The sequence below is a fragment of the Flavobacterium rivuli WB 3.3-2 = DSM 21788 genome (assembly GCF_000378485.1).
GTDB classification, from domain to species: Bacteria; Bacteroidota; Bacteroidia; order Flavobacteriales; family Flavobacteriaceae; genus Flavobacterium; species Flavobacterium rivuli.
Genome location: NZ_KB899970.1, coordinates 200,157 through 225,653, shown reverse-complemented (window position 1 = coordinate 225,653; position 25,497 = coordinate 200,157). Strand labels below are relative to the sequence as shown.

The 25,497-nt window shown below is 39.9% G+C and carries 25 protein-coding genes; 15 read left to right on the top strand and 10 right to left on the bottom strand.

Going from position 1 to position 25,497, the window contains the following annotated elements; all coding sequences use genetic code 11:
• Positions 1-52: 52 nt before the first annotated feature.
• From F565_RS0112000 to F565_RS0111960, 7 genes are all read left to right on the top strand, one after another.
• Positions 53-559, top strand: coding sequence for a GbsR/MarR family transcriptional regulator (locus F565_RS0112000; protein ID WP_020213477.1), 507 nt, complete (start codon positions 53-55; stop codon positions 557-559).
• A gap of 324 nt (positions 560-883) precedes the next feature.
• Positions 884-1,216: a hypothetical protein gene (locus tag F565_RS0111990; RefSeq protein ID WP_020213475.1), complete on the top strand. Its 333-nt coding sequence runs from the start codon at positions 884-886 to the stop codon at positions 1,214-1,216.
• A gap of 74 nt (positions 1,217-1,290) precedes the next feature.
• The gene (locus tag F565_RS0111980; protein WP_020213473.1) at positions 1,291-1,659 is read left to right on the top strand and encodes a hypothetical protein; all 369 of its coding nucleotides are present in this window, start codon (positions 1,291-1,293) and stop codon (positions 1,657-1,659) included.
• Positions 1,660-1,669: 10 nt separating this feature from the next.
• A complete protein-coding gene (locus tag F565_RS0111975; RefSeq protein WP_020213472.1) occupies positions 1,670-2,014 on the top strand; it encodes a hypothetical protein in 345 nt (114 codons plus the stop codon).
• A complete protein-coding gene (locus F565_RS21550; RefSeq protein ID WP_020213471.1) occupies positions 1,989-2,357 on the top strand; it encodes a hypothetical protein in 369 nt (122 codons plus the stop codon). Before F565_RS0111975 ends, F565_RS21550 begins: the two co-directional genes overlap by 26 nt.
• Positions 2,354-3,172: a thiol-disulfide oxidoreductase DCC family protein gene (locus F565_RS0111965; RefSeq protein ID WP_020213470.1), complete on the top strand. Its 819-nt coding sequence runs from the start codon at positions 2,354-2,356 to the stop codon at positions 3,170-3,172. Before F565_RS21550 ends, F565_RS0111965 begins: the two co-directional genes overlap by 4 nt.
• 12 nt (positions 3,173-3,184) lie before the next feature.
• Complete coding sequence (locus F565_RS0111960; RefSeq protein ID WP_020213469.1) at positions 3,185-4,087, top strand: TIGR01777 family oxidoreductase; 903 nt, start codon at positions 3,185-3,187, stop codon at positions 4,085-4,087.
• Here F565_RS0111960 and F565_RS0111955 read toward each other — a convergent pair.
• A complete protein-coding gene (locus tag F565_RS0111955; RefSeq protein WP_020213468.1) occupies positions 4,082-4,900 on the bottom strand; it encodes a UbiA prenyltransferase family protein in 819 nt (272 codons plus the stop codon). The genes F565_RS0111960 and F565_RS0111955 overlap by 6 nt on opposite strands.
• A gap of 136 nt (positions 4,901-5,036) precedes the next feature.
• Here F565_RS0111955 and gcvP point away from each other — a divergent pair, with 136 nt between their 5' ends.
• From gcvP to F565_RS0111930, 5 genes are all read left to right on the top strand, one after another.
• Complete coding sequence (gcvP, locus tag F565_RS0111950) at positions 5,037-7,886, top strand: aminomethyl-transferring glycine dehydrogenase (RefSeq protein ID WP_020213467.1); 2,850 nt, start codon at positions 5,037-5,039, stop codon at positions 7,884-7,886.
• Positions 7,887-8,021: 135 nt separating this feature from the next.
• Entirely contained in the window at positions 8,022-8,264 is a 243-nt protein-coding gene (locus tag F565_RS0111945; RefSeq protein WP_020213466.1) for an addiction module protein, read from the top strand.
• On the top strand, positions 8,254-8,541 hold the full coding sequence (locus tag F565_RS23410; RefSeq protein ID WP_020213465.1) for a type II toxin-antitoxin system RelE/ParE family toxin: 288 nt from the start codon (positions 8,254-8,256) through the stop codon (positions 8,539-8,541). The genes F565_RS0111945 and F565_RS23410 overlap by 11 nt, the downstream gene beginning before the upstream one ends.
• Before the next feature lie 42 nt (positions 8,542-8,583).
• On the top strand, positions 8,584-8,955 hold the full coding sequence (locus F565_RS0111935; protein ID WP_020213464.1) for a group III truncated hemoglobin: 372 nt from the start codon (positions 8,584-8,586) through the stop codon (positions 8,953-8,955).
• Positions 8,956-9,084: 129 nt separating this feature from the next.
• Positions 9,085-10,146, top strand: a complete 1,062-nt coding sequence (locus F565_RS0111930; protein WP_020213463.1) for a 3-oxoacyl-ACP synthase III family protein — start codon at positions 9,085-9,087, stop codon at positions 10,144-10,146.
• An 83-nt stretch (positions 10,147-10,229) separates the two neighbouring features.
• Here the strand turns inward: F565_RS0111930 and F565_RS0111925 are convergent, their stop codons facing one another.
• A complete protein-coding gene (locus tag F565_RS0111925) occupies positions 10,230-11,702 on the bottom strand; it encodes a lipopolysaccharide biosynthesis protein (protein WP_020213462.1) in 1,473 nt (490 codons plus the stop codon).
• Positions 11,702-12,574, bottom strand: a complete 873-nt coding sequence (locus F565_RS0111920) for a glycosyltransferase family 2 protein (protein WP_020213461.1) — start codon at positions 12,572-12,574, stop codon at positions 11,702-11,704. The genes F565_RS0111925 and F565_RS0111920 overlap by 1 nt, the downstream gene beginning before the upstream one ends.
• 59 nt (positions 12,575-12,633) lie before the next feature.
• Here F565_RS0111920 and F565_RS0111915 point away from each other — a divergent pair, with 59 nt between their 5' ends.
• From F565_RS0111915 to F565_RS0111905, 3 genes are all read left to right on the top strand, one after another.
• On the top strand, positions 12,634-13,482 hold the full coding sequence (locus F565_RS0111915; protein ID WP_020213460.1) for a glycosyltransferase family 2 protein: 849 nt from the start codon (positions 12,634-12,636) through the stop codon (positions 13,480-13,482).
• 82 nt (positions 13,483-13,564) lie between these two features.
• Positions 13,565-14,305: an MlaE family ABC transporter permease gene (locus F565_RS0111910; RefSeq protein ID WP_020213459.1), complete on the top strand. Its 741-nt coding sequence runs from the start codon at positions 13,565-13,567 to the stop codon at positions 14,303-14,305.
• Complete coding sequence (locus tag F565_RS0111905) at positions 14,305-15,105, top strand: ABC transporter ATP-binding protein (RefSeq protein WP_020213458.1); 801 nt, start codon at positions 14,305-14,307, stop codon at positions 15,103-15,105. Before F565_RS0111910 ends, F565_RS0111905 begins: the two co-directional genes overlap by 1 nt.
• Positions 15,106-15,442: 337 nt before the next feature.
• Here F565_RS0111905 and F565_RS0111900 read toward each other — a convergent pair whose 3' ends face one another.
• The 7 genes from F565_RS0111900 to F565_RS0111870 form a co-directional block, all read right to left on the bottom strand.
• Positions 15,443-19,873, bottom strand: a complete 4,431-nt coding sequence (locus F565_RS0111900; RefSeq protein WP_081621337.1) for a T9SS type B sorting domain-containing protein — start codon at positions 19,871-19,873, stop codon at positions 15,443-15,445.
• A gap of 150 nt (positions 19,874-20,023) precedes the next feature.
• Positions 20,024-20,623, bottom strand: coding sequence for a SprT-like domain-containing protein (locus F565_RS0111895; protein ID WP_020213456.1), 600 nt, complete (start codon positions 20,621-20,623; stop codon positions 20,024-20,026).
• A gap of 12 nt (positions 20,624-20,635) precedes the next feature.
• Positions 20,636-21,313 carry an SDR family NAD(P)-dependent oxidoreductase gene (locus F565_RS0111890; RefSeq protein ID WP_020213455.1) on the bottom strand — a complete coding sequence of 226 codons (678 nt, stop codon included), beginning with the start codon at positions 21,311-21,313 and terminating at the stop codon, positions 20,636-20,638.
• Positions 21,310-22,260 (bottom strand): M28 family peptidase, encoded by a 951-nt coding sequence (locus F565_RS0111885; RefSeq protein ID WP_020213454.1) that lies wholly within the window; start codon positions 22,258-22,260, stop codon positions 21,310-21,312. Before F565_RS0111885 ends, F565_RS0111890 begins: the two co-directional genes overlap by 4 nt.
• 94 nt (positions 22,261-22,354) lie before the next feature.
• Complete coding sequence (locus tag F565_RS0111880; RefSeq protein ID WP_020213453.1) at positions 22,355-22,969, bottom strand: alpha-ketoglutarate-dependent dioxygenase AlkB family protein; 615 nt, start codon at positions 22,967-22,969, stop codon at positions 22,355-22,357.
• Positions 22,970-22,972: 3 nt separating this feature from the next.
• On the bottom strand, positions 22,973-23,599 hold the full coding sequence (locus F565_RS0111875) for an alpha-ketoglutarate-dependent dioxygenase AlkB family protein (RefSeq protein ID WP_020213452.1): 627 nt from the start codon (positions 23,597-23,599) through the stop codon (positions 22,973-22,975).
• Positions 23,600-23,780: 181 nt separating this feature from the next.
• Positions 23,781-25,496, bottom strand: coding sequence for a pyruvate dehydrogenase complex dihydrolipoamide acetyltransferase (locus tag F565_RS0111870; protein WP_020213451.1), 1,716 nt, complete (start codon positions 25,494-25,496; stop codon positions 23,781-23,783).
• Position 25,497: the final 1 nt, after the last annotated feature.

The window sequence follows — 25,497 nt, the reverse complement described above, 5'->3', positions numbered from 1 at the left end:
AATAACTTTCATTTATTTTTGAAACTTCAATAATATGTTTTACATTTGAACTATGGAATTTAAAGAAGCAAAAAATAAGTTTGTACAAACATGGGGAGCCTTAGGTTCGCAATGGGGCATAAACAAAACTATGGCCCAGATACATGCTTTGCTTATGGTGGCTGCAGAGCCGCTTTCTATGGAAGATATAATGGAGGAACTGCAAATATCGCGCGGCAATGCCAGTATGAACCTTCGTGCCCTTATGGATTGGGGAATTATCTATAAGGAATATAAACCGGGCGAGCGCCGTGAGTTTTTTACATCTGAGAAAGACCTTGACGAACTAGCTGTAAAAATTGCGCAGGAACGCAGCAAGCGCGAAATTAAACCTGCACTTAAAGTTCTTAAAGAAGTATCGTCTTCGGTTAAGGGGGAAACATCGGCAGAGGCGAAACATTTTACCGACCAGACCACCAAGCTTTATGACTTTGTACTAAAAGCAGATAATATGCTCGAAAAATCTATTGAGTTTAAAGACAACTGGCTGGGAAGGCTGGTTATGAAAATAATGAAATAGTGATATGTTTAAAATCCTAAATTATCTAAATTATTTATTTGTAGCCTTTCCACTGGTAATACTTATTGCTGAATTTCAAGATAAAGATGTTTACTCATCAGTCGCTATCGCTATATTGTGCACGGTTATATTGCAGCTTTTTATTGGGATTGTATGGTTTGTAAGCCAACCGCGAAATAAAAGCTTGGTAAACTACTTTGCATTTATAGTATTATTAGCTATGGTAGCTGCAATGCGATTTAGGTTGTCTATAATTTTAGTACCAATAATAGCAATCTATTTTTCTTACATATTATATATAAAAGCAAATGAAATAAAACAGCCATGAAAATTAGAAGCATCATAAATTATATAACGCTCGCGGTAGCTTTTTTATTGATGGCGGCTGGGTTTAGAGATGATAATTTTTTTATGGCGGCAATGCTTTCAGCTTTTATAACAGGCATCATACAAGTATTCCTTGCATTATCCATGCTCGAAAAAAGAAATAGTAACTTATTAAATGTTTATTTTCTCATTACTGTCCTGTACTTTATTTTATTGACAATATTTGGTAAGCAATTTTTCACTTTTATTGTACCACCTGCATTGGTCATCTTACTAACGTATATTATCTATATCGAGCGTAAAAAAGAAAAATTAATTAATCCAAACTAAATATCAAATCCTGTAAAAGTGCAAAATCATATTCAAATGTTTCATTTTTTTCTGAAAGTTTAAAAAAAATAATCATGAAAACACTTCACTTTATAAATATAGTTGCAACATACATTACGATTGGTTTATACCTGTTTATTTATCTCGGTATGATGGCGCAGGTAGTTTTAGGGCCATTGCAACTGTTGCTTGCTATAATCATATCGCTGAGATATTATAAAATACTTGACCAGCATAACCAAATATTAATAATGTATTACTGGTTCTTAGTGGTAATTTCACTTAGTATTGCGGCAATAACCTGGTTTGGTTACCCAAATAGCATTACTGCTATAATTTGGGTGATTGTTGTACCAATGCTTGTTGCCTGTTATTTTTTATATGTAACCAAAAGCCTGAACAGATATATAAATAGTGTTCATGAAATAGCCGAAAAAGAGTAAAGCATTTGCCATGAAAAGCATTAACTACCTCAACTATTTTTTAACCGGTATACCTGCCCTGCTTATAATAACAGGTTATCTAACGGATTCTGACTTATGGATGGCGGGCGGGCTGTTCTCTATCCTTACAGGAATATTCCATATAGTAGTTGGAGTAAGCCTTTGCATTGAGACCAATTGTAAACCATTGTATCTTTTTTACGTATTGGGGGTAATCGCGTTTTTCAACTTATGGTCAGTTACAGATTGGGAAACAGTTATGCTCATACCACCTGTTCTTGCACTGTATATTTCACTACTTATATATTTCAAAGCCAAAACAAAAAAATATGAAACTTCTCCACAAGATAAATAAGATATCGTTAATCACTACACTGATATTATATGGTGCAGTAGTTACAATATATCTTGCTATGATGGCGCAAATAGCATTAGGCTTCATACAGATAATGCTTGCAATAGCTGTTACAAGAATATACTACGGCGAATTGCCCAACAGGCTTAGAAATTTATTACATATCTATTGGATTTCAGCCATTACAAATGGAGTTACCATTGGGTGGTTAACAAACACAGACCATTATGTATTTAGTAATGCGATAACTGTGGCAGCATATTTTATAGCACCTATCTGCATTGCAGCCTATTTTGTATATGTAACTTATAAAATTAAAAAACACCTAAATAAACAGTCATGAAAACCCTCACCAATCAAACACTTTTATATGATGATGCCTGCCCACTATGCAGCGTGTATACAAGCGGATTTATAAAAACCGGAATGCTGGATGCCGGTGGACGCAAGCCCTATGCACAACTTACTGACGACGAAATAATTTATGTAGATGTGCAACGTGCAGCTAACGAAATTGCACTTATAGACAGGCAGAATAAGACTGTACTTTATGGCATAGACAGCCTGTTGAAAGTTATAGGCAATTCATTCCCGTTTGTGGCAAGGGTTGGCAATTTTAAACCTATATACTATTTACTTGCAAAACTATATTCTTTTATATCTTACAACCGTAAAGTAATAATTCCCAACAAAAAGAGTGATGCTGCATTACATTGCATGCCCGATTTTAAATATAGCTATCGCATAGCATATATTGTTTTTGCTACACTGTTTATAGCCATTATATTATTTAACTATTCAATATTGATCGGGACACTGCCCCATGGAAATTTTGGAAGGGAGCTGGCATTAGCCACCGGGCAGATTATTTTTCAGGGTTTATTACTTTTAAATAGAGATAAACAAACTGCCCTTAACTATTTCGGCAACCTTATAACTGTATCGCTTGTGGGGTCTTTGTTACTTTTACCCATGCTGCTAATGTCTCATTTTTTTGAGATTCATCAATTACTCATACTTGGGTGGTTTGGTTTAACGGCCGCTATAATGTTTGCAGAGCATTACAGACGAATCATACTTTTAAGTCTGCCACATTACTTATGTTACACCTGGGTGGCCTATCGCGTTATAGCCCTTGCCTTAATTTTGAACTTATAATATAAATTAATCATGAAAAAATTAATAATAGCTGCCGGCACAGGCTTTTTAGGTAGCGTGCTTATAGACCATTTTAAAGACACAGCTCAGGAAATTGTTGTGCTTACCCGTGGCAAAGCAGCAGTAAAAGATAATGTACGCTATATAAACTGGGATGCAAAAACCATGAAAGGCTGGGAACGCGAACTGGAGGGTGCCAGTGTACTAATAAACCTGGCAGGAAAATCGGTAGATTGCAGGTATACCGAAACCAATAAGAACGAAATTATGGCAAGCCGTGTAGATAGCACCGTAATATTAGGGAAAGCCATACAGCAATGCAGCAATCCGCCCGCACATTGGCTTAACTCCAGCACTGCAACAATTTACAGGCATTCCACAGATAAACAGATGGACGAGGCAACGGGAGAAATTGGCCATGATTTTTCTATGAATGTAGCAAAAATGTGGGAACGCGTTTTCTTTGAGGCAGATACCCCAAGCACTAAGAAAACAGCCTTGAGAACTTCTATAGTTTTGGGTAAAAAAGGTGGTGCGTTCGTTCCGCTTAAAAGGCTGGCACAACTTGGTTTTGGTGGCAGGCAGGGCAGCGGCAACCAGTTTGTGAGTTGGATACACGAAAAAGATTTTGCCCGTGCGTTAGAATTTATCATCAATGCCAGAATGGAAGGTGCCGTTAATGTCGTGTCTCCTGCCCCTATTCGCAATGCACAATTTATGTCTACACTGCGTACTGCCGTTAAAATGCCAATTGGTATACCTATACCTGAAGCATTATTAAAAATTGGCGCAAAGATTATTGGTACAGAAACCGAGTTGGTACTTAAAAGCAGAAATGTAATTCCGGCACAGTTAATTCAAAGTGGTTTTGTTTTCGAGCATGGCAATTTGGCAACCGCGCTTACAAGCCTATAAGGAACTTGCCAGCATTACTATTCCCAGCCAGAAAATGGGGATGCTCTCTACCCAAAAAAGCGTGTAATATTTCGATCGTTGCGGGGTTGCATAAAGGGTAAAAAGAGCTGTGGTAATTACCATAACAAAATTACCTGCCATTTGTTTATAATCTATGTGAATGCGCAAAAACTCAAGAAAGAAAAAGACCGCTATAAAAAACAGATTCAGCAGTTTGGTGCGGTGTACGCCTATTTGTTGTGGTATGGTTTTTAAGTGTGGGTCATCTTCCTTGAGGTCTATTATCTCGAATATTAATATTAAAACAATGACAAGCATAAAGCGCTGCGAAAACTTTAAATAAACATCGCTGGTTATGGCTTCATGCACCTCTGTAAGAGGCATTACGAGTGTAATACCTGCCCAGCACAAGGCTACAATATATATTTTTATGCCGCTCCAGTTGCGCAGGTTACGCGTGTTAGGAAAAAAAGGAACAGTATACAGGGCCGTGAGTGCAAAGAAAACAACTGCGGTAATTTGCGTAGCCCGTTCCAATAAGAAAAAGCTCACTCCGGCAGCGGCCAAAGCAATAGTGCTGAGAAAGACAATAAACTTAACCCGCTTTCCTGCCGACTTTTTTACACGGAAAAGTCCGTCATACTTCATAAAGTTGTAGCTAAACATAGTGCCGCAAAAACCAAATACAGCCATAACCGGGTTAAAGGGTAACTTAAAGACATGATTGGTCATGAGTATAAGGGCTAATACCGATATACCCACATGCATACTGCCAAAAATGTAAACCTGAAACAACCATTTTATAGCTTTCATACTACAAAAATAATCAATATCACATCCGATATTGATTTCGAATGAAAAATTCACAAAATCTGGTTTCGTGTTGCATTTTAATTTGAATATAAATCACTAATTTTGTGCCTTTAAAAAACAACAGCACAACACACACATGAGAACAGATGCTTTCGCTTTAAGGCACATTGGCCCGAGGGAAAATGACCTTCAACATATGTTTAAAACTATCGGCGTAGAATCAATAGAACAATTGGTTTACGAAACACTACCCGATGACATTCGTATTAAAGCCCCATTGCAACTGGAGCCTGCCCTTACGGAATATGAATATTTTAACCATATTTCGCAATTAGGCAACAAGAACAAAATATTCAGGTCATACATAGGTTTGGGTTACCATCCTGCCATTGTACCTGCACCTATACAGCGTAACATTTTCGAAAACCCGGGATGGTACACTGCTTACACGCCTTACCAGGCAGAGATAGCACAAGGCCGTCTTGAAGCGTTGCTTAATTACCAGACTACAGTTATAGAGCTTACCGGTATGGAAATCGCTAATGCATCGTTATTAGACGAAGGTACATCTGCCGCCGAGGCTATGGCACTTTTGTTTGATGTGCGTACCCGCGACCAAAAGAAAAACCACGTATATAAATTCTTCGTTTCAGAGGAGATTTTACCACAAACATTATCAGTACTTCAAACCCGTTCAGAACCTATCGGCGTTCAGCTTGTAGTGGGCAACCACGAAGAGTTTGATTTTTCAGATGATTTCTTCGGAGCCATCCTTCAGTACCCGGGCAAATTTGGCCAGGTATATGACTATGCTTCATTCATAAAAAAAGCGAAAGCTAAAGATATTAAAGTAGCCGTTGCTGCCGATATTTTAAGCCTTGTAAAACTAACGCCTCCCGGAGAGCTTGGGGCCGATGTTGTGGTAGGTACTACCCAGCGTTTTGGTATCCCAATGGGTTACGGCGGCCCTCACGCAGCCTTCTTTGCTACTAAAGAGGAATACAAACGCTCTATGCCGGGCAGGATTATTGGCGTTACTATAGACGTTAACGGCAACCGTGCACTACGTATGGCTTTACAAACCCGTGAGCAGCACATTAAGCGAGAAAAAGCAACATCTAACATTTGTACGGCGCAGGTACTTCTTGCTGTTATGGCAGGTATGTATGCTGTATACCACGGCCCTAAAGGCTTACAATATATTGCCGATAAAGTTCATGCTTCTGCTGTAACAACTGCCGATGCTTTAAACAAACTTGGCGTGTACCAGACTAACACAGCATTCTTTGACACTATTTTAGTAAAAGCAGATGCTGCTAAAGTTAAGGCTGCTGCCGAAACTAAAGAAATAAACTTCTATTATGTTGATGCCGATACGATCTCTATTTCGTTTAACGAAACAACATCGCTAAAAGACATTAACGATATTATTGCTGTATTTGCAGAAGCTACCGGCAAAACTGCAGAGGCAGTCACAGCCCTTACAGAGAATGTTGCCCTTGCCGATGGTAATGTAAGAACATCAGATTTCCTTAAGCATGATGTCTTTAATAAATACCACAGCGAAACGGCTTTAATGCGCTACATAAAAAAACTGGAGCGTTTAGACCTTGCACTTAACCACAGTATGATATCTCTGGGATCTTGTACCATGAAGCTTAATGCAGCATCTGAAATGTTGCCACTTAGCTTACCTAACTGGAACAGCATTCACCCATTTGCCCCTTTAGAGCAGGCAGAAGGCTACCAGATCATGCTTAAAAAACTGGAAGAGCAGCTTAACGTTATTACCGGCTTTGCAGGTACTACACTACAGCCTAACAGTGGTGCACAAGGTGAGTATGCCGGCCTTATGGTTATTCGCGCTTACCAGAAATCTATAGGTCAGGAACACAGGAATATTGCACTTATCCCTGCTTCGGCTCACGGAACCAACCCTGCCACAGCCCACATGGCCGGTATGGAAGTTGTGGTTACCAAAACATCTGAGAACGGAAATATAGACGTAGAAGACCTAAGGGCTAAAGCTATACTGCACAAAGACAACCTTGCCTGCCTTATGGTAACTTACCCTTCTACACACGGTGTTTACGAAGCTTCTATTATAGAAGTTATAAACATTATCCATGAAAATGGCGGCCAGGTATATATGGATGGTGCCAACATGAATGCACAGGTAGGCTTAACAAACCCCGGCACTATTGGTGCTGATGTTTGCCACCTTAACCTGCACAAAACCTTTGCTATACCTCACGGTGGCGGTGGCCCGGGTGTAGGCCCTATATGTGTGGCGAAACACCTTGTACCATTTTTACCTACAAACCCCGTAATTGCTACAGGCGGCGAGAGTGCTATTACTGCAATCTCTGCTGCTCCATGGGGATCTGCGCTTGTGTGCCTTATCTCTTACGGTTACATAACAATGCTTGGCGAAGAAGGTTTAAAAAGTTCTACAGAGCACGCTATCCTTAATGCTAACTACATTAAAGAAAGGCTTGCCGGCCACTTTGATACGCTTTACACAGGCGAAATGGGCCGTGCAGCACACGAAATGATCTTGGAATGCCGACCATTTAAAGCAAATGGTGTAGAGGTTACAGATATTGCTAAACGTTTAATGGATTATGGTTTCCACGCGCCTACGGTATCTTTCCCGGTTGCAGGAACATTAATGATAGAGCCTACTGAAAGTGAAAACCTTGAGGAGCTTGACCGTTTTTGCGATGCCATGATCGCTATCCGTAAAGAAATAGACGAGGTAAATGCAGAAGATAAAAACAACGTGCTTAAAAATGCACCGCATACACTGGCAATGATCACTACAGACAACTGGGTATTGCCTTACACAAGGGAGAAAGCGGCATTCCCGCTGGAGTACCTTCATGAAAATAAATTCTGGCCTGGAGTGCGCAGGGTTGATGACGCTTACGGCGACCGAAACCTGATTTGCTCGTGTGCGCCTATCGAGGCTTACATGGAAAATTAAAGACCCGTAACTAAGATTTTAAGCCACGAATTGCACGAATTTTCACTAATTTAATCTTGTGAAAACATCGTGTAATTCGTGGCTTTAATTTTTAGCTTGATCTTTTATTTGTAACTTTGATAAAATCTTTCTACTATGGAAACTACTTTTCATTTTTCCTCAGCTGATGAAATCTCTGCCGATTTCATTGATACGCTTAAAGCAGCATTCAAGAAAAAACCAATCTCCATAACTGTGGAAGAGGATTTCTATATCCCTGCATGGCAAAAAGAAGAGACACTTAAAAGAAAAGAGCATATAAAAAATCATCCTGAATCGCTAATTGATTTTGACATTATGATGTCAGAACTGGAACAGGAATTTGGAGATGAAAAATAAAAAATATGTGGCTGATACCGTAAAATCAGATTTACGGGAGGCTGCAGAATGGTACAATAATGCTAAGAAAGGCTTAGGCCTTATTTTTCTGCGGGATATAAATGTAAACATTACATATATTACCGAAAATCCACTCGTCTACAGTATTCGCTATTCTAATATAAGAGTTGCATTTAGCAACAAATTTCCATATGGAATTCATTACGAATTTATATTACAAGAAAATCAGGTAAACATAATCGCTGTCTATCATACTTCCAGAAGTCCTAAACTCTGATTAAAATTTCATGAAATCTGATTAGATAAATTAAAACTTACAATGAAAGACATAGAAAACAGGCAGGACCTTGAAATACTGCTTAAAGCTTTTTACGATAAGTTACTGCAAGACCCGGCCATAAATTATATGTTTACAGATGTTGCCCAAATTAACCTTGCTGAGCACATGCCACATATTGTAGATTTTTGGGAGCAAAGCGTTTTTTACACCGGAGGCTATCGCAAAAACGTTATGCAAATTCACCTTGACCTAAACCATAAGGAAAAGCTTACGGATACGCATTTTGAAACCTGGCTTAACCACTTTAATAGTGTTACCGATTTGTTGTTTACAGGACCTAATTGTGAAAAAGCTAAAACGAGGGCACAATCTATTGCTACAGTTATGAAAATAAAGATTTACGGTGCGTAAAATGTGATATTTTTACTATAAGTTTGCCAAACCTTATTTAACTATAATTTATATGCAAGCATACTAATTTTTGCATTGCTATAACATTTTTTATAAGTAAATTAGCTTGTTAAACCAACAGTTTTAAAAATGAACATAAAGATAACCGGTTCGGGCAGTTACATCCCAAATCGTATTGTTACTAACAAAGATTTTGAATCACATCAGTTTCTTGATGAAGCAGGTAATGCACTGGCTTACTCTAATGAAGTTGTTGCCGAAAAATTCAGGCAGATAACCGGAATTGACGAACGTCGCTATGTGGAGGATAATCTGTTGACATCTGACATTGCTTTTTTTGCTGCTGAACGTGCTATAGAAGATGCCGGGATAGATCCTGAAACTCTTGATTACATTATTTTTGCACACAACTTTGGTAACGTTAAACCGGATGCTATACAGGCAGATATGGTACCAAGCCTTGCTGCACGCGTTAAGCACAGCCTAAGGATAAAAAACCCATCGTGCGTGGCATACGACATCCTTTTTGGATGCCCGGGCTGGGTAGAAGGTGTTATTCAGGCACAGGCTTATATTAAATCGGGCATGGCAAAACGCTGCCTTGTTATAGGTGCCGAAACGTTGTCGCGCGTGGTAGACCACCACGACAGGGACAGTATGATATACAGCGATGGCGCAGGCGCCAGTGTTATAGAAGGCACCCCTGATGGCGACCGTGGTGTACTTGCACATGTAACAGCATCATACACGTATGATGAGGCTAACTTTTTATATTTTGGCGGCTCTTACAATAAAGAGCACGACCAAAATATACGTTACATAAAAATGTATGGCCGTAAAATATATGAATTTGCCCTTAACCATGTACCACAGGCAATGAAAGAATGCCTGGAAAAAAGTGGTGTGGCTATAGGCGACCTTAAAAAGATATTAATTCACCAGGCTAACGAAAAGATGGACGAAGCCATTGTGCACCGTTTTTATAAACTGCATGGCATCCCTATGCCGGAGCGCGTTATGCCTATGAGCATCCATAAACTGGGTAATAGCAGTGTGGCGACTATACCTACTCTATATGACCTGATGCTTAAGGGCCAGTTGCCCGACCAGGAACTTAACAAAGGCGATGTGGTACTATTTGCATCTGTAGGTGCCGGTATGAACATCAATGCTATTGTATATAAGATATAATTTGCCTTAAGGCAACTAACAAAAAACTCCGTTGGAAATAATTTCAACGGAGTTTTTTGTTATACGGCAGGTATCAAATTATTTTACTTTCCCGACATATAACCTAAGGCTTTATCTGCCCATATATTTACCTGGTACACTAAGCGTAATTTGTATATTGCTATACAATTTATGATTAACGATAATCCGGTTTTGTAAACAAGGTTAATTAGGTGTGACTCCGTATCCGGTAAAAAATAAACTACCAAGCCTGAAATTAAAAAAACCAGCCCCATTTTGGCAAAGCTTTTATCAAAAGGCAACAGCCTGAATTTCTTGTATATGAACAGCAGCTTAGATATATTAAACAACGTCATGGCTATGAACGAAGCGTATGCTACCCCTACTATACCGTAGCCGGCGTTAATAAACCAAATATTCAGGCTCACGTTAAGCACTATTAGTATAAGCACGGCTATAAGATTGAATCGAAAATATTTGCTGTATGTAATAATCTCGCCATTAAAGCCTGTTGCCATATTAATAAGTACGCTAAACCCGAGTATCTCTATAATCGGGATAGTATCTTTAAGCTTGTTATAATCAGGCATTAAATGGAAGAGGTCTTCGACGCCTAAAAAAATACAACTGTATAGGATTGCGCCGATAAAAAATAATAGGCGGGCAATTTCTTTATACTTTATTTCTAAATCCTTAAAATTGCCGTTCCTTAAATGATTGCTTATTACAGGCGAGTACAACGCAAACATACCTACCGCGGGTATTTGTAATGTACTGGCTAAGATAGCTCCAATACCAAAAACTCCATTGGCACTTAACGATATCATGTTCGGGATGATAATATTATCAATCCTAAAAGCAAGCACCGACCCTAAACTGCCTGCAAGCGAATACATACTATATCGAAAATATTCTTTACGGGAAATTTCGCCAAAAAGTGTTTTAAAGCGGTAATTAAATCCGGGCTTATAATGAGAGAACAGGTAAAAAGTGGTAAGCAATAGTATAAGCAGGTAACCTGCGAGCATAACCCATAGTGCCGAATTTCTGTCGGCAATATTGTATATGACCAATAGAAATGCAACAGGCAGGGCTATTTTAGGTAAGATCTTTTCGAACAGCGTAGGCACGGCGATTTTTTGTAAGTCTTGTAATTGCTTTTTAAAGACTTCTACAAAGGCAAGTGATACAGCAATGGGATAAGCATAATACAAATACTGATTGTATTCATCTCCCGCAAAATTTATATAGATGCCCAACCCAGCCAGTACTATCAGGCTTACTACGCCTACAGAAACAAGGCTATAATTAAAAAGCTGCTTTTGCATGCGTTCATTTAGAGCCGGGTAAAACTTTATAAGCGACTGGCTTGCGCCAAAAACCATTATGGGGTATAGCAATCCCGATATACCGTCTATATAACGCGCTATTCCCTGAAACTCTAAATCTTTAGGATAAATAAGCAGTGAAGATACGATACCTATGGCGGTACCCATGTAATTAAAAATGGCAAACCATACCACCTGTTTCATTGGGGCAACTTTTTGTTTTTCCATTACAGGGATTTTTTTCGGGCAGCAATAATCTGTCCAATATTAAAAAGTTGTCTTACATAATATCCGCATAGTTTTATGAGTAAGCTAAAAGCTTTGCCTAACCCATAAAATTTACTGAAATATTTAGGCAATCCCAGTACTTCTTTCAGCCCTGATACATACGCCTTAAATAAACCATGGTTAGGATTTAAAAGTGATGCCAATATTTTAAATTTCGACTGGGTAATATCCTTATTAAAATTGCGGGTGATAACACGGTCGTGTACAATTTTGGCATCCGCATCAATGCCAATTAAGAATTTATGGTAGCTTACCCGGTCACAATAATTTCGGTCTTCACCATAATGCCCAAAAAACGGTTCGAAAAAACCAACCATCTCTACACAATTGCGGCTTAACATCCATGCAGCGGCATTTACAAAGGGGGCTACAGCAGTAGATTTATCTAAGTCCTTAGTTTTTCGGCTATAATATGTAGCAAAACTTTGATCAAGGTCGTTTACATCAGCCGAATAATGCAATGGGCTTAAAAGGCCAAGATCGGGATATTTTTGCATTTTGCTTACAAGGCTGCTAATTGTATTCTCAAAAACCCATGCATCCTGGTTTAGCAAAAACAAGTAATCGGCTCCAAGGTCTAAAGCACGTTGCATCCCAATGTTATTGGCTTTACCAAAACCCAAATTAGTTTCCGATTTAATAATGTCCAGCTCAGGATACCTGTTAAGAAGTTCGAGCGTGTTATCGGTACTTTTATTATCTACGACAATAATTCGTACCGGATAGGCAGAATCGAGCAGCGATGGTATATTTTTGTCTATCCAGCGGGCACCGTTATAGGTAACAATTATAACAAAAATTTTCTTATCCAAGTTTTCGCTTTTCCGTTAGCGCAAAAATAAAGATATTTGCATTCTGTTCTACACAAAAAATGAAATACTACACTATAATACCTGCGCACAACGAAGAAGCCTTTATGGGCATAACGCTACAGTCGCTTGCCGCACAAACCGTATTGCCTACAAAAGCGGTAATTGTAAACGACAATAGTACCGATGGTACCGCGGCCATAGTACAACAATATATGGAGCGTTACCCCTGGATAAGCCTTATAAACAAACAGTCGGACGCGGTACACATGCCCGGCAGCAAGGTAATACAGGCTTTTAATGCAGGTTATGAAACCGTTGATGAAGACTATGATATTATAGTGAAACTTGATGCCGACCTGATACTTCCTCTCAATTATTTTGAAACTGTACTTAACACTTTTAAAGCCGATGACAAAGTGGGAATGGCAGGCGGATTTGCCTACATAGAAAAAGACGGCAACTGGGTAATTGAAAGCCTTACCGATAAAGACCATATTCGGGGGGCATTTAAGGCATACCGCAAGGCCTGTTTTTTACAAATAGATAAACTGCGACCGCAAATGGGATGGGACACGGTAGATGAGTTATTGTGCAAATTTTACGGATGGAAAGTTGTTACTATAGAGAACCTGGTTGTAAAACACCTTAAACCTACCGGGGCAAATTATAATCAAGCTGCCAGATACAAGCAGGGGGAGGCTTTTTATACGCTTGGTTACGGGCTTCTTATTACAACCATTGCAGGTGCCAAGCTTGCCATGCGCAAAAAGAAACCGTTGCTTTTTATAGATTACATAAAAGGATTCTTACAGGCAAAGAGCAGCGGCAGGCCATTATTAGTAACTAATGAGCAGGCAAAATTTATACGCAGTTACCGCTGGAAAAAGATGAAAGAGAAACTGTTTTAGTACGATAAGTATTAAAAAACTATTAAGTAATAACAATAACCGGATACAAATAGGTACATTAGCCAATATTTTCCTTTGATAAATGATTAAAATATTAGACCAGATAGGGCGCTACTTTCTTATGCTTAAGGAAGTTTTTAACAAACCCACAAAATGGGTGGTTATGAGGCCGTTGATATTTAAAGAAGTAGACGACCTTATTATAGGCTCTATGGCAATTGTAGCCTTCATCTCTTTCTTTATAGGTGGGGTTGTGGCCATACAAACCGCCCTTAACCTTACTAACCCGCTTATCCCTAAATCGCTTATTGCATTTGCCACAAGGCAATCTGTAATACTGGAGTTCTCCCCTACCTTTATTTCTATAATTATGGCAGGGCGTGCAGGGTCTTACATTACATCGAGTATAGGCACCATGCGTGTTACAGAACAAATTGATGCGCTTGAGGTTATGGGAGTTAACTCGCTTAACTACCTGGTATTCCCTAAAATTATAGCACTTATCCTATACCCGTTTGTTATTGCAATATCTATATGTTTAGGTATTATGGGCGGATGGCTTGCAGCAGTTTATGGAGGTTTTGTGGGCAGCGACGAATTTATAAGGGGTATACAGACCGATTTTCATCCCTTCCACATATTATACGCCTTTATTAAAACATTTATTTTTGGGTTTGTGCTTGCAACTATTCCCTCTTTTCATGGTTTTTACATGAAAGGTGGCGCACTCGAAGTTGGTAAGGCAAGTACAACATCGTTTGTATGGACCTGCGTGGTAATCATACTGATAGATTATCTTTTAACCCAGTTACTATTAAGCTAATGATAGAAGTAAAAGACATAGAAAAATCATTTGGCGACTCTAAAGTGCTTAAAGGTATTTCAACCACTTTCGAGTCGGGTAAAACGAACCTTATAATTGGCCGAAGCGGATCTGGTAAAACTGTGATGCTAAAAACACTGTTGGGCATTCATACGCCCGATGCGGGCACCATTTCTTTTGACGGAAGGATATACTCAGATCTTGATAAAGACGAAAAGAGGGCCTTAAGAACCGAAATAGGCATGGTTTTCCAGGGCAGCGCATTGTTCGACTCTATGACCGTAGAACAAAATGTGGCTTTCCCATTGCGAATGTTTACTAACAAGCGCAGTAAGGAGATTATGGACAGGGTCAACGAAACGTTGGACAGGGTAAATCTTAAAGATGCAAACAAAAAATTCCCAAACGAAATATCGGGTGGTATGCAAAAAAGGGTAGCTATTGCAAGGGCCATTGTAAATAACCCAAAATACCTTTTTTGCGATGAGCCTAACTCCGGCCTTGACCCCGAAACCAGTATCGTTATAGATAAACTGGTACAGGAAATTACTAAAGAATATAATATTACAACGGTAATTAATACCCACGATATGAACTCTGTTTTACAGATAGGCGAAAAGATCGTTTTCCTTAAAAACGGGCTTAAAGAGTGGGAAGGTAATAACGAGGAGATTCTGGAAACAAGGAACAAATCAATAGTTGAATTTGTTTATTCGTCAGATTTATTTAAAAAAGTACGGGAAGCACTCCTTGCCGATGAGCAGGAGCATCACGCTCATGATAATGATAAAAAAGCTTAGGTAGTCCCTAAGCTTTTTTTGTGTTAATAAAACCACCGCAATTAGAAACACTTAGTTTATAGTATTAGCAAACGCCTTAAGAAGCTGCGTGAGCGATTGCAGCGGCATCCCCCGCAGCGATAGCGAAGGGATATAGTGAAAAGCGCGACGGCGCGAAATGCAATGAAACAGGCAAACCCGATAATACACAAGTGTTCATAAATAAAGGTATCTATTATAAACAAAAATGGTTCAGTGTTATACTGAACCATTTTTGTTTATAGCGCCCTGTAACTTTCATAGTAACGCTATAGGTATAAAAAAAAGAAGCTTAGGTTTCCCTAAGCTTCTTAAAGTATTAATTAGAATTCCTTTGGATATAAACCCATCCGGTAACCTGCTTGTCTGCCATTTTAGCAACATAGAAGTAAGTACCTGTAGGAAGATCACCTTTATCTGATTGACCGTACCACTCTTTAGTGTAGTTGTTTTTCTCGTACACCTGTAGTCCGTAACGGTTAAATATCTGTAGGTTTTGTACACCAAGGTTTGTTAAGTCAAAGAAGTCATTTTTACCATCAACTTCTTCCGGAGATATACCCCTTGGTATCATACAGCTTGTACTTGTTACATCAATAGTTTGTGTTTTAAAACAACCATCCGCATTTGTAACAGTTACAGAGTAAATACCTATTGCTTTAGCTGTTAAATCAATAGTAGGGTTATTACCCGCTGTTTCTGATATACCAGGACCACTCCAAACTATAGACTGTGTAGTTCCTATATCTGCAATATTAGTAATGCTCATAATAAAATGCTCATTAACGCAGTCTCCTTCAAGAACGATACTAAACGGATCTGGATCTGCCGTAACCGTAATTGTATGCGAAGTAGGACATCCGCCATTTGCATTTGTTACAGTTACAATATAATCACCTAATGCATCTACCCTTGCAGTTGGAGCATTAGATACCGAAGCTCCGTTAAGAGTCCATTGGTAAGATATTGCAGCATCTGTTAAAGCAAAGTTAGTAGGCACTACAGAAAGCGTTGTAAACTGTGTAGGGCATATTACTGTATTACCTGCAAGGCTAAACTGTGGTAAAGGTGTTACCACTACATTTACCGGAGCAGAATCTGCAGTACAACCGTTAACAGATATTGTAAGAACATAATCTCCGGCAGCAGCAAGTGTTGCAGGGATATTAGGGTTTTGTGCTGTAGAAACTACAGAACCACCTTTAGTCCATGAATATGTTGCGCCAGCTACCGCAGGAGTATTAAGCTGTATAGAACCATTTTCACATACTACGGCAGCAGCTACAGTAGCTACAGGAGCATTAGGTATAGCATTTAGAACAAAAGTTATTACAGCAACATCTGTAGTACCACAAGCAGTTACACTATAAGTAAAGTCATAAGTGCCTATTAAACCTGCGGTATCAAATGTACTGTTAACAACATCAAATGAACCTGCAGGAGGTGTATTTGTAGCTGCAAGAGCCCAAGTACCACCGGCATCAAACGGAGCAACTAAATAATCGGCAAGATCAAGTACAGTACCTGCAACATCGTTACAAATAGGTGTAGTATTAGGATCACCTGCATTAGGAGCAGCAGTTACGGTAACATTTATAGTAGTAGGAGCAGAATCACAAACTCCATTGCTTACTACAACAGTGTAGTCTCCTGAATTAGCGATTACAGCATTATTTATTTCAGCCGTCGCACCAGTAAAAGTATAACCGTTAGGACCAGTCCATGAATAAACTAAACCTGGCGTTGTGGTTGTACTTGTTGCAACAAGTCGAATATTAGAACCTTCACACTGTACAGCAACTGGATCTATCGTAGCGGCAGCAGGGCTTTCTATAAGTCTTACCCTTAATAAAGCTACATCTGTGTTACCACAAGTATTGCTGCTTGTATAGTTAAAATCAAAAGTACCGCCTGTAGTAATTGTGCTGATGTCAAAAACAGAACCTGTTAATGTACCACCAGTACCAGATACTAAGGTATAAGTACCACCAGCATCAAACGGAGCTACTAAATAAGTAGCAAGGTCTACAGTAGCTACACTACCTGTACATATAGCAGGCATAGTAATATTATCTGCACCTGCACTTGGCAATGCATTTGGCGCAACTACATATTGTATTGTCTGGTTAAGACAAGATTGTGCATTTGTAGGGTTTGCAACACGCACCGCATACGTTCCTGCATCTGTAGCAGAATCGAAAGCAGGCAGCGTAAGCGTACCGTTATTACTTAATATTACTGTAGGTGCAGCAACATTATACCACTCGTAAGTAAGGAAGTTAAATTCAGGTAAAGAAAGTACTACATCCTGACCATCACAAGTTCCTGTACGCGCCACTACTAAAGGTGGGGCGTCCTGAATTTGTGCTACCTGGTTTACTGTATTACAACGGTCGGTAACTGTAAAGGTATATGGTGTATTAGGTAAAAGTCCTGAGAATACATTAGATACCTGCGGTGTACCGCCATCTACACTGTACCTTACATAAGAAGGATCGCCTGATGTTAGAGCGTTTACTATAACTTCCCCGCTATTTTCTGAACAAGGGAACGAGAAAACACCCGTAATTTCCGGTGGAATACCCGACCTGAATGTAGCAAGTTCTGTTAAACAACGTGCACCTGTATTAAGGCCGTTAGCATATATAGAATATACCTCTATTACCCTAAACTCGCCTGTACCGCTACTTGCTGTAACTCCCGGTGTATAAACACCATTACTTAAAGTAGGGCCAGTTAACCTTACAGAGTTAGCCGCTGTAGGAGTTGCACCCGGCGTATATACAACATTAGTTACAGGATGAACCCAGTTGTTACCATCTTTTTTCTGTAGCCAGTAACCAGCAGCAAGGTTATTATTGCCCTGCACATCTACAGTAACCTGGAAGGTAACACAGTTAACATCTACAGTGGCAGTCCTTACCGTATTATGGTAACCTGTAACATTCATAACATAAGGCGATGGGCCACATGCATCTATAACATTAAATTCATATTCTCCTTCAGGAAGAGAGTTCATGTAGAACATACCATCCGCAGCAACGTTTACAGAAACGTCTACCGGCCTTGCGCCCGGGTTTGCAGCTTCCCATGCAGCAGGGCCACGTTGAATTGTAACGCCTACTATAGAACCACCTGCCGGTGGTGGCGGAACAGCGTGGATCCAGATAGAACCAACACCTTCTTCGCAACCTGCCCTTGATGTATAATCGATTACAAGTGGGTTATTTCCCCTTGTAAATGTAACCGGCACTAACAGTATGCCGTCTTCCGGACATTCGCTTTCTGCAGCAATCCAATAAGTACCTAAATCAGGAAGTGGCCCATAGCTAAATTCTGACGGCTGCAACGGGTTAATACCCGAATCTAAATTTGTTGGCCCTGTATATCCCGGAGGAAAAGGAGCAACTATGTTAACGTGTAAAAAGTCAGTTTGTGTTTTAGTAAACGCACCACTTATAACACCTTCGGTTTCACCACAAGGTATGGTACCGTTAAGAATTAACTCCTGGTCAGGTTTCTGAACAATAATTGCAGGAAATACAACAGTCCTGCCACAGTTACTTACCGTAGCGCCATAAGTCCCGTCTGGAACGTGATTATTATATGTTGCTGCAGGGCCCGCAAAATTGGGGTGCTCTAAAGGATCGTTATGATCTGCTGGGTTAAAAGTAGATGCCGTAGGTGGCGTAAAGGTTACCACAAATGGTGGCGCCCAGTTTTTAGCGGTAAATATTATAGACTCATCACAATGCCCATAGTTAACTTCCCATGTAACTTCAAAACATTCGTTTAAAACATTTATAGGGCTATTAAATACATTACCACACGCATCTCTAAGGCTCATAGTATATGTATACTGTTCGCACGGATAAAACAATATTGGCTCAGATCGGAAAGACTGGTTGTTACTACCGGTTTCTATATGTTGTACTACCGGTGCCTGAACCACTCCCTGTGGGCTTGTAACTGTATACGTTATATCTACAGGGTAAAAAATATTCTGTTGCCCTACAGTAGATATCCTGTGCTGAGGGGCAATATGGTTACAATCTACAAGGCTCCAGTCTTCGCCAAGCACCAATGGTGCCTGTACCGGCCATGTAACGGCATCCAACAATACGTTTGTAGTTTCCTGTATAATATTCACGGAAACTGTTCCAGTATCTCCACATGCATCTGTCATAACTGCAGTATAATCACCAACGGCTAAATTTTCGAACACACCCGGAGCAGGAGCATTTACAGTGGCGATAGGCGCTCCGGACGGAGTGTTACCTGCATAAAGGTCGTACCTTACCGGTACCCCCCTATCTACATTAATAGTTACTTTACCATCTGTTCCGCAACGTGTACCCTGTATTACCGGAGTATATGCTGCACCTAAGGTGGTAGTACTTATAACTACCGTTCGCGGGGCAGATGTAGTTGTAACACCACCTATAACCTGTGTTGCTACTACAGTATAAGTACCTGCAGCAAGATTGCGCAACTGGTACGGCGGTGTAGACGTAGAAGTTTGTGTTACCGTTCCCACCTGTGGTGCGCTTGTATTTGCCCCACCATATATAGTGTAGGTAATAGTAGCAGCAGGATCGTTGCCTGTAACACTAAATGTTAGCAACCCCTGGCCAGCACAGGCTGCATCGGTGGGTGCGACCGAGAGGTTTAACTGAGCCATTGCGCTTAGCGAAAATACTAAGAACATCAGGATCGTGAGTAATGATTTGGTTTGTAAAGTTTGTTTCATAATAGCTAATTTCCAATAAATATAACAGGTTTAGAGTTACGACATTCAAATTGTCTTAAATTTAACATAATAGGTAAGGCGATACTTACCCTGCCGTTTTGTTAAAATATTATCTTTTTTTTAATGTTCCATATACATTTGTTCTTAAATTTATGAAGGCAGCAGCTCTACCTCGGCATTTGGGTTAAACAAATAAATTTTTCCGGTACTTATTTCCCGGCATTCAAAACGCTTAATTCGCTGTGCGCCTTTTTTAAAAACCTTTCCGTTATGAATGCGGAAAACTGCACCATAGGGAACTTCAAATATATAATTCTTATCCGATTTTTCATCAAATTCCTTTAAAGCCAGCGATAAAGAAGCATCTGTATCACTGCTTGCTTTAGGGTTCCTAAAATGCCTTGCCAGCAAAGGCAACAGGTGGTTAGGAAAAACATCCGGCCGTATCATGGGCACCATGAGCTTTTGAAACGTAATTTTCCACTCATCGCCATGCGGCTTAATATTCCGGCCATATTTTTCAAAGGCCGCAAGATGAGCAATCTCATGTACCAGTGTTATTAAAAAACGGTACTTATTAAGGCTTGCATTTACCGTAATGCGATGGTAACCCGATGCATCTTTATGGTAATCGCCATGCCTTGTAACCCGCTCGTTCACAATTTTAAGGTGAACACCATATATTTTTATCAGTTCAAACAACGGCTCTACGGCATGTTCCGGTATATAGCGCGCTAATACATCTTTCACTCCTGCAAAAATTTAAGGCGTGGTAGACGATACCTGCACTACCCTGCCGTTAAAATATGTATTGCCTGTAAGGGCAAAATTATAAATATAGTCAGCCATTTGCTTTGCCGATAACGGTGCTTCATAACCCGGAAAAGCCTCCTGCAACATCTCTGTGTTAACAGCGCCCAGTGCAAGAACGTTAAATGCTATCCCTCTCTCTTTATACTCTTCGGCCAAAAGCTCAGAAAGCGTTATTACCGCCCCCTTACTGCTGCTGTATGCAGCAAGGCCGCTAAACTTCATGGTACCCTGCACGCCACCCATACTACTTATGGTAACTACATGGCTGCCTTTATTCATGAATGGCAAAACAACCCTGTTAAGCGCAGCTACACCAAAAACATTAACCTTATATATATACTCAAACTCATCTGCAGTAATTTCTTCAAATGGTTTAAGCAGCAAGGCTCCGGCATTATGTATAACAATATCTACATGCTGCCATGTACTATCAATAAAATCTTTAACCTTATCTGTTACCGTAACATCTGCGAGATCAAGACCAAGGCACACAATATTTTGGTTTTCTATAAACTCTTTCGGTATCTTTCTTGATATAGCCAGTACATTATGGCCCGCATTTGCAAAAAGCAGCGCAAGCTCGTACCCTATACCCCTGCTGGTACCGGTAATTATTACATTCTTCATTTACTTTTCATTACAATATCACCAGCCTTTGCATTAACCATTTTATCGGTTACGGGTATCATTTCCTGTATAAAGGCCGTCATGTGCTTAATATCCATACCTTCAAACTCATCTTTAACCTGATGGTAGTAAGCAAAATTTTCAAAATCAAAGGTGCAAATGGTTTGAGATGGTTTTTGAAACTCGTTATAAAACGAAAAATTATCAGACCTCCTGAAAAGCTGATATTTCATTTCTACATCAAGGTAGCCTACCAGTTTTTTTCCGGCATACTCATTAATCTTTTCGCCCATAGTACTTGCACCATAACCGGTTAAGTAAGCAAGTATATCCCTTTTCATGGCAACGCCCACCATCTCAAAATTAAGCATGGCATATAAATTGAAATTTTGTTTCTTAAGTTTGGCAGCAAGGCTTTGCGAACCTAAAAGCCCGGCTTCTTCTGCCGAAAAAAAGCAGAACAAAATACTGCGTTTATTTTTTTTTGTTTTACCAAAGTAATTAACTAATTCAGCAACTGTAGTAACACCCGATGCATCATCGTTAGCACCGTTATAAATACTATCATTAGTTGTTGGATTTTTTTCGATGCCAATATGATCGTAATGAGCACCAAAAACTACAAATTCGTTTTTAAGTTTAGGATCTGTACCCTCAAGATAGCCTACTACATTATAAGTAGTTTTATCATAATTGGTAAGTGTATCTTTATAAGAGGTAAAATAAGGCTTAACACCATTCTTTACAAAAACATCCTCAAGATATTGCGCAGCGGTTTCAAGCCCCTTGCTCCCGGCAAGACGACCCTGTAAAGCATCCGACGATAAAAATTTTAACGTTGCCGCAACTGATTTCTCTTCTACCTTATAAGTAGTAGCCGTAACTTTTTTTTGGGCATTGCCACTAAGGCATCCTAAAATAAGTAACAGAAAAAGAGTTTGGTTCATAAAGTTTTGTGTTTCCTTTCGCTAAAATAAGAAAAAAACAACACACAACATTATTAATAATTACTTTGCAGTAATTTAACGTATCGCTTTTATGTTATTTAACAACTATAGTCCTAAAAGTTAAATTAACACGAGGACTGTTTACACCCTTTACAGGCGGCAGCCTGTGCAGCCAGTTTGTTTGGGTTTCATCTTTCATTATCAGCAAACTACCGTGATTTAAAATTACCGAAACCACTTCTTTTGTCTGCTTATTTTTAAATGCAAACCTGCGTTCTGCACCAAAACTTACTGATGCTATAGCACCATTTTTTTTTAAATCTTTTTCTGCATCACTATGCCACGCCATGCCTTCGCTGCCGTCATGATATAAATTTAACAAACACGAGTTAAACGTTTCTCCCGATTGTTGTTCAATAATAGTTTTTAATTTCAATAACTCATCTGTCCACAGCAATGCCTGTTTGGTAGTATTACTGTATGTGTATTCAAAAGGCCGTTCGCCATACCAGGCCACTTTGCGTTTTGTAATTATGTGCTTGCCAAAAATTATAGCCTCATCATTTTTCCATTCTATAGTGCTTAGCAATACTTTTAAATAGTGATTGGCCTCTGCCAAAGTCATAACCGTGCCATAATAATTTACAGTACCCCCATAAGGCAGTAGATTATTTTCCTGCGGAATATTGCTGCTAAAAAGATCTAACATTTATTATAATTTTCTTTTAACCTGCCTAAAGGTAAGATTTATTCTGGGCAATATATCCTTAGCTGTTTTAGGAATATGGTGCTCCCAATGCGTTTGTGTGGTGCCTGCCATAAGCAAAAGCGTGCCATGCGTAAGCGGAATTTCAACCGTTGGCACATCTTTTCTCGTTTTATGCCGAAGCCTGAAGGGCCGCGTTTCGCCGAAGCTTACCGATGCAATAATCTGGTCAGGACCAAAATTCTCTGTGCGGTCGCTATGCCAGCCTACACCATCTTTACCATTGCGGTACAAATTAAGAAGTACACCGTTGAAACGTAGCCTTGTTTCTATCTCAACTTTTGATTTAATAGCCAAAAGATCGGGCGTCCATTCCTGACCATCCTGCTTAGCGCCGGGATTGGCCTTGTCTTCATACCACGATACCATTCGCGGAATAACGTGTGTCTTGTCATATACGGTCAAATCTGCTTCATTCCATTTTGTTTGATGCAGCAGGATATCGTAATAATAATCAGATTCTTCTTTAGTAAAAAATCCTTCATAAAGAATGAGGTCGGTATCCGGCAGGTCGAATATCTTTTTATTCGGAAGGCCGCTGGTAAATAAGTCGGTATCATTAAACAGGTTCATTCTATCCCTTTCATTAGTGATTAAGATTCAACAAAAACTGTTCCGCATTACAAGACTATTTTATCATTAGTTAAAAAACACAGTCCGTATCCTTAATAGTGGCAGGGCTTAGTCCAAAAACAAAATACCCGTCCTGATTTTACTCAGGACGGGTATTTTTATAAATTGTTAACCGTGTGGCTTATGCCAGCATAGTAACCGGGTTTTCTATAAACTGTTTAAGCGTTTGCAGGAACTGTGCCCCTGTAGCGCCATCTATAGTACGGTGATCGCAGGTAAGTGTTACTTTCATAACGTTGCCTACAACTATCTGTCCGTTCTTAACAACCGGCTGCTGAACTATAGCCCCTACTGAAAGGATAGCCGAGTTAGGCTGGTTGATGATCGATGTAAACTCGCTGATACCAAACATACCAAGGTTAGAAACAGTAAATGTACTACCTTCCATTTCGGCCGGAGACAGTTTTTTGTTTTTAGCTTTACCGGCAAGGTCACGTACAGATGCACCTATTTGAGTAAGGCTCATGTTATCGGTAAATTTAAGTACCGGTACAAGAAGGCCATCCTCTACAGCTACAGCTACACCTATACTTATGTGTTTGTTGTAAATAGTAACATCTTCTTTCCACTGGGTATTAACCTGTGGGTGTTTGCGAAGAGCCATAGCACATGCTTTAACCACCATGTCGTTAAAAGATACCTTAGTATCCGGCACAGCATTAATTACATTGCGGCTTGCAATAGCGCTATCCATATCAAGCTCTATAGTAAGGCTGTATTCCGGAGCGGTAAATTTAGACTCCGCAAGGCGGCGTGCAATAACTTTACGCATCTGGTTGTTTTTAACTTCTTCTGTAGCAACCTCTCCAGACGGAACGTATGCAGGTTTTGCAGCAGCAGCTTCTTTAGCAGGGGCAGCAGCGGCCGGAGCCTGTTGTGCCGGTGCAGCAGCAGCCGGTTTAAACTCTTCGATATCTTTTTTAACAATACGGCCATTTTCGCCCGTACCTTTTACTTGGGTAAGGTTAACACCTTTATCCTGGGCTATTTTACGTGCAAGCGGAGAAACGAATACCCTTCCACCATCGGTGGCAGGAGCAGCCTCTTCAGCTTTAGTCGCTTCTTTAGTTTCTTCTTTTTTATCTTCTGCCGGTTTATCAGCAGCAGGCTTATCTTCGCTTTTGCTTTCGGTAGCAGGGGCAGCACCACCTTTACCGGTAGTTGCGTCAATACCAGATACATCTGTTCCAGCAGGGCCTATAATAGCAAGCAGGCTGTCTACAGGAGCAGTTTCACCTTCTTTAACACCAATAGCTAAAAGCGTACCTGCGTTAAATGATTCAAACTCCATAGTAGCTTTATCTGTTTCAATCTCGGCAAGAATATCACCTTCTTTAACAGTATCGCCCACTTTTTTAAGCCATGTTGCTACAGTACCATCGGTCATGGTATCGCTTAGGCGTGGCATGGTTACAACCACAACACCCTCCGGCAATTTAGATGAAGCAGCTTTTTTATCTTCCGTTTTTTCTTCAGCAGGTTTAGCTTCTGTTTTTTCTTCCTTAGCGTCAGGTTTACTTTCAGCTTTAGGTTCTTCTTTTGGAGCTTCCTCTGTTTTTGCACCGGCACCACCTTCAAGAAGCGACTTATAATCTTCGCCTTCTTTACCAATGATCGCTAAAACCGAATCAACCGGGGCAGTATCGCCCTCGTTAATCCCTATATATAATAAAGTTCCGGCATCAAATGCCTCAAACTCCATAGTAGCTTTATCTGTTTCTATTTCAGCAAGGATATCTCCTTCTTTAATAACATCGCCCACTTTTTTAAGCCACGTAGCCACAGTACCCTCGGTCATGGTATCGCTAAGGCGCGGCATGGTAATAATTTTTGCCATG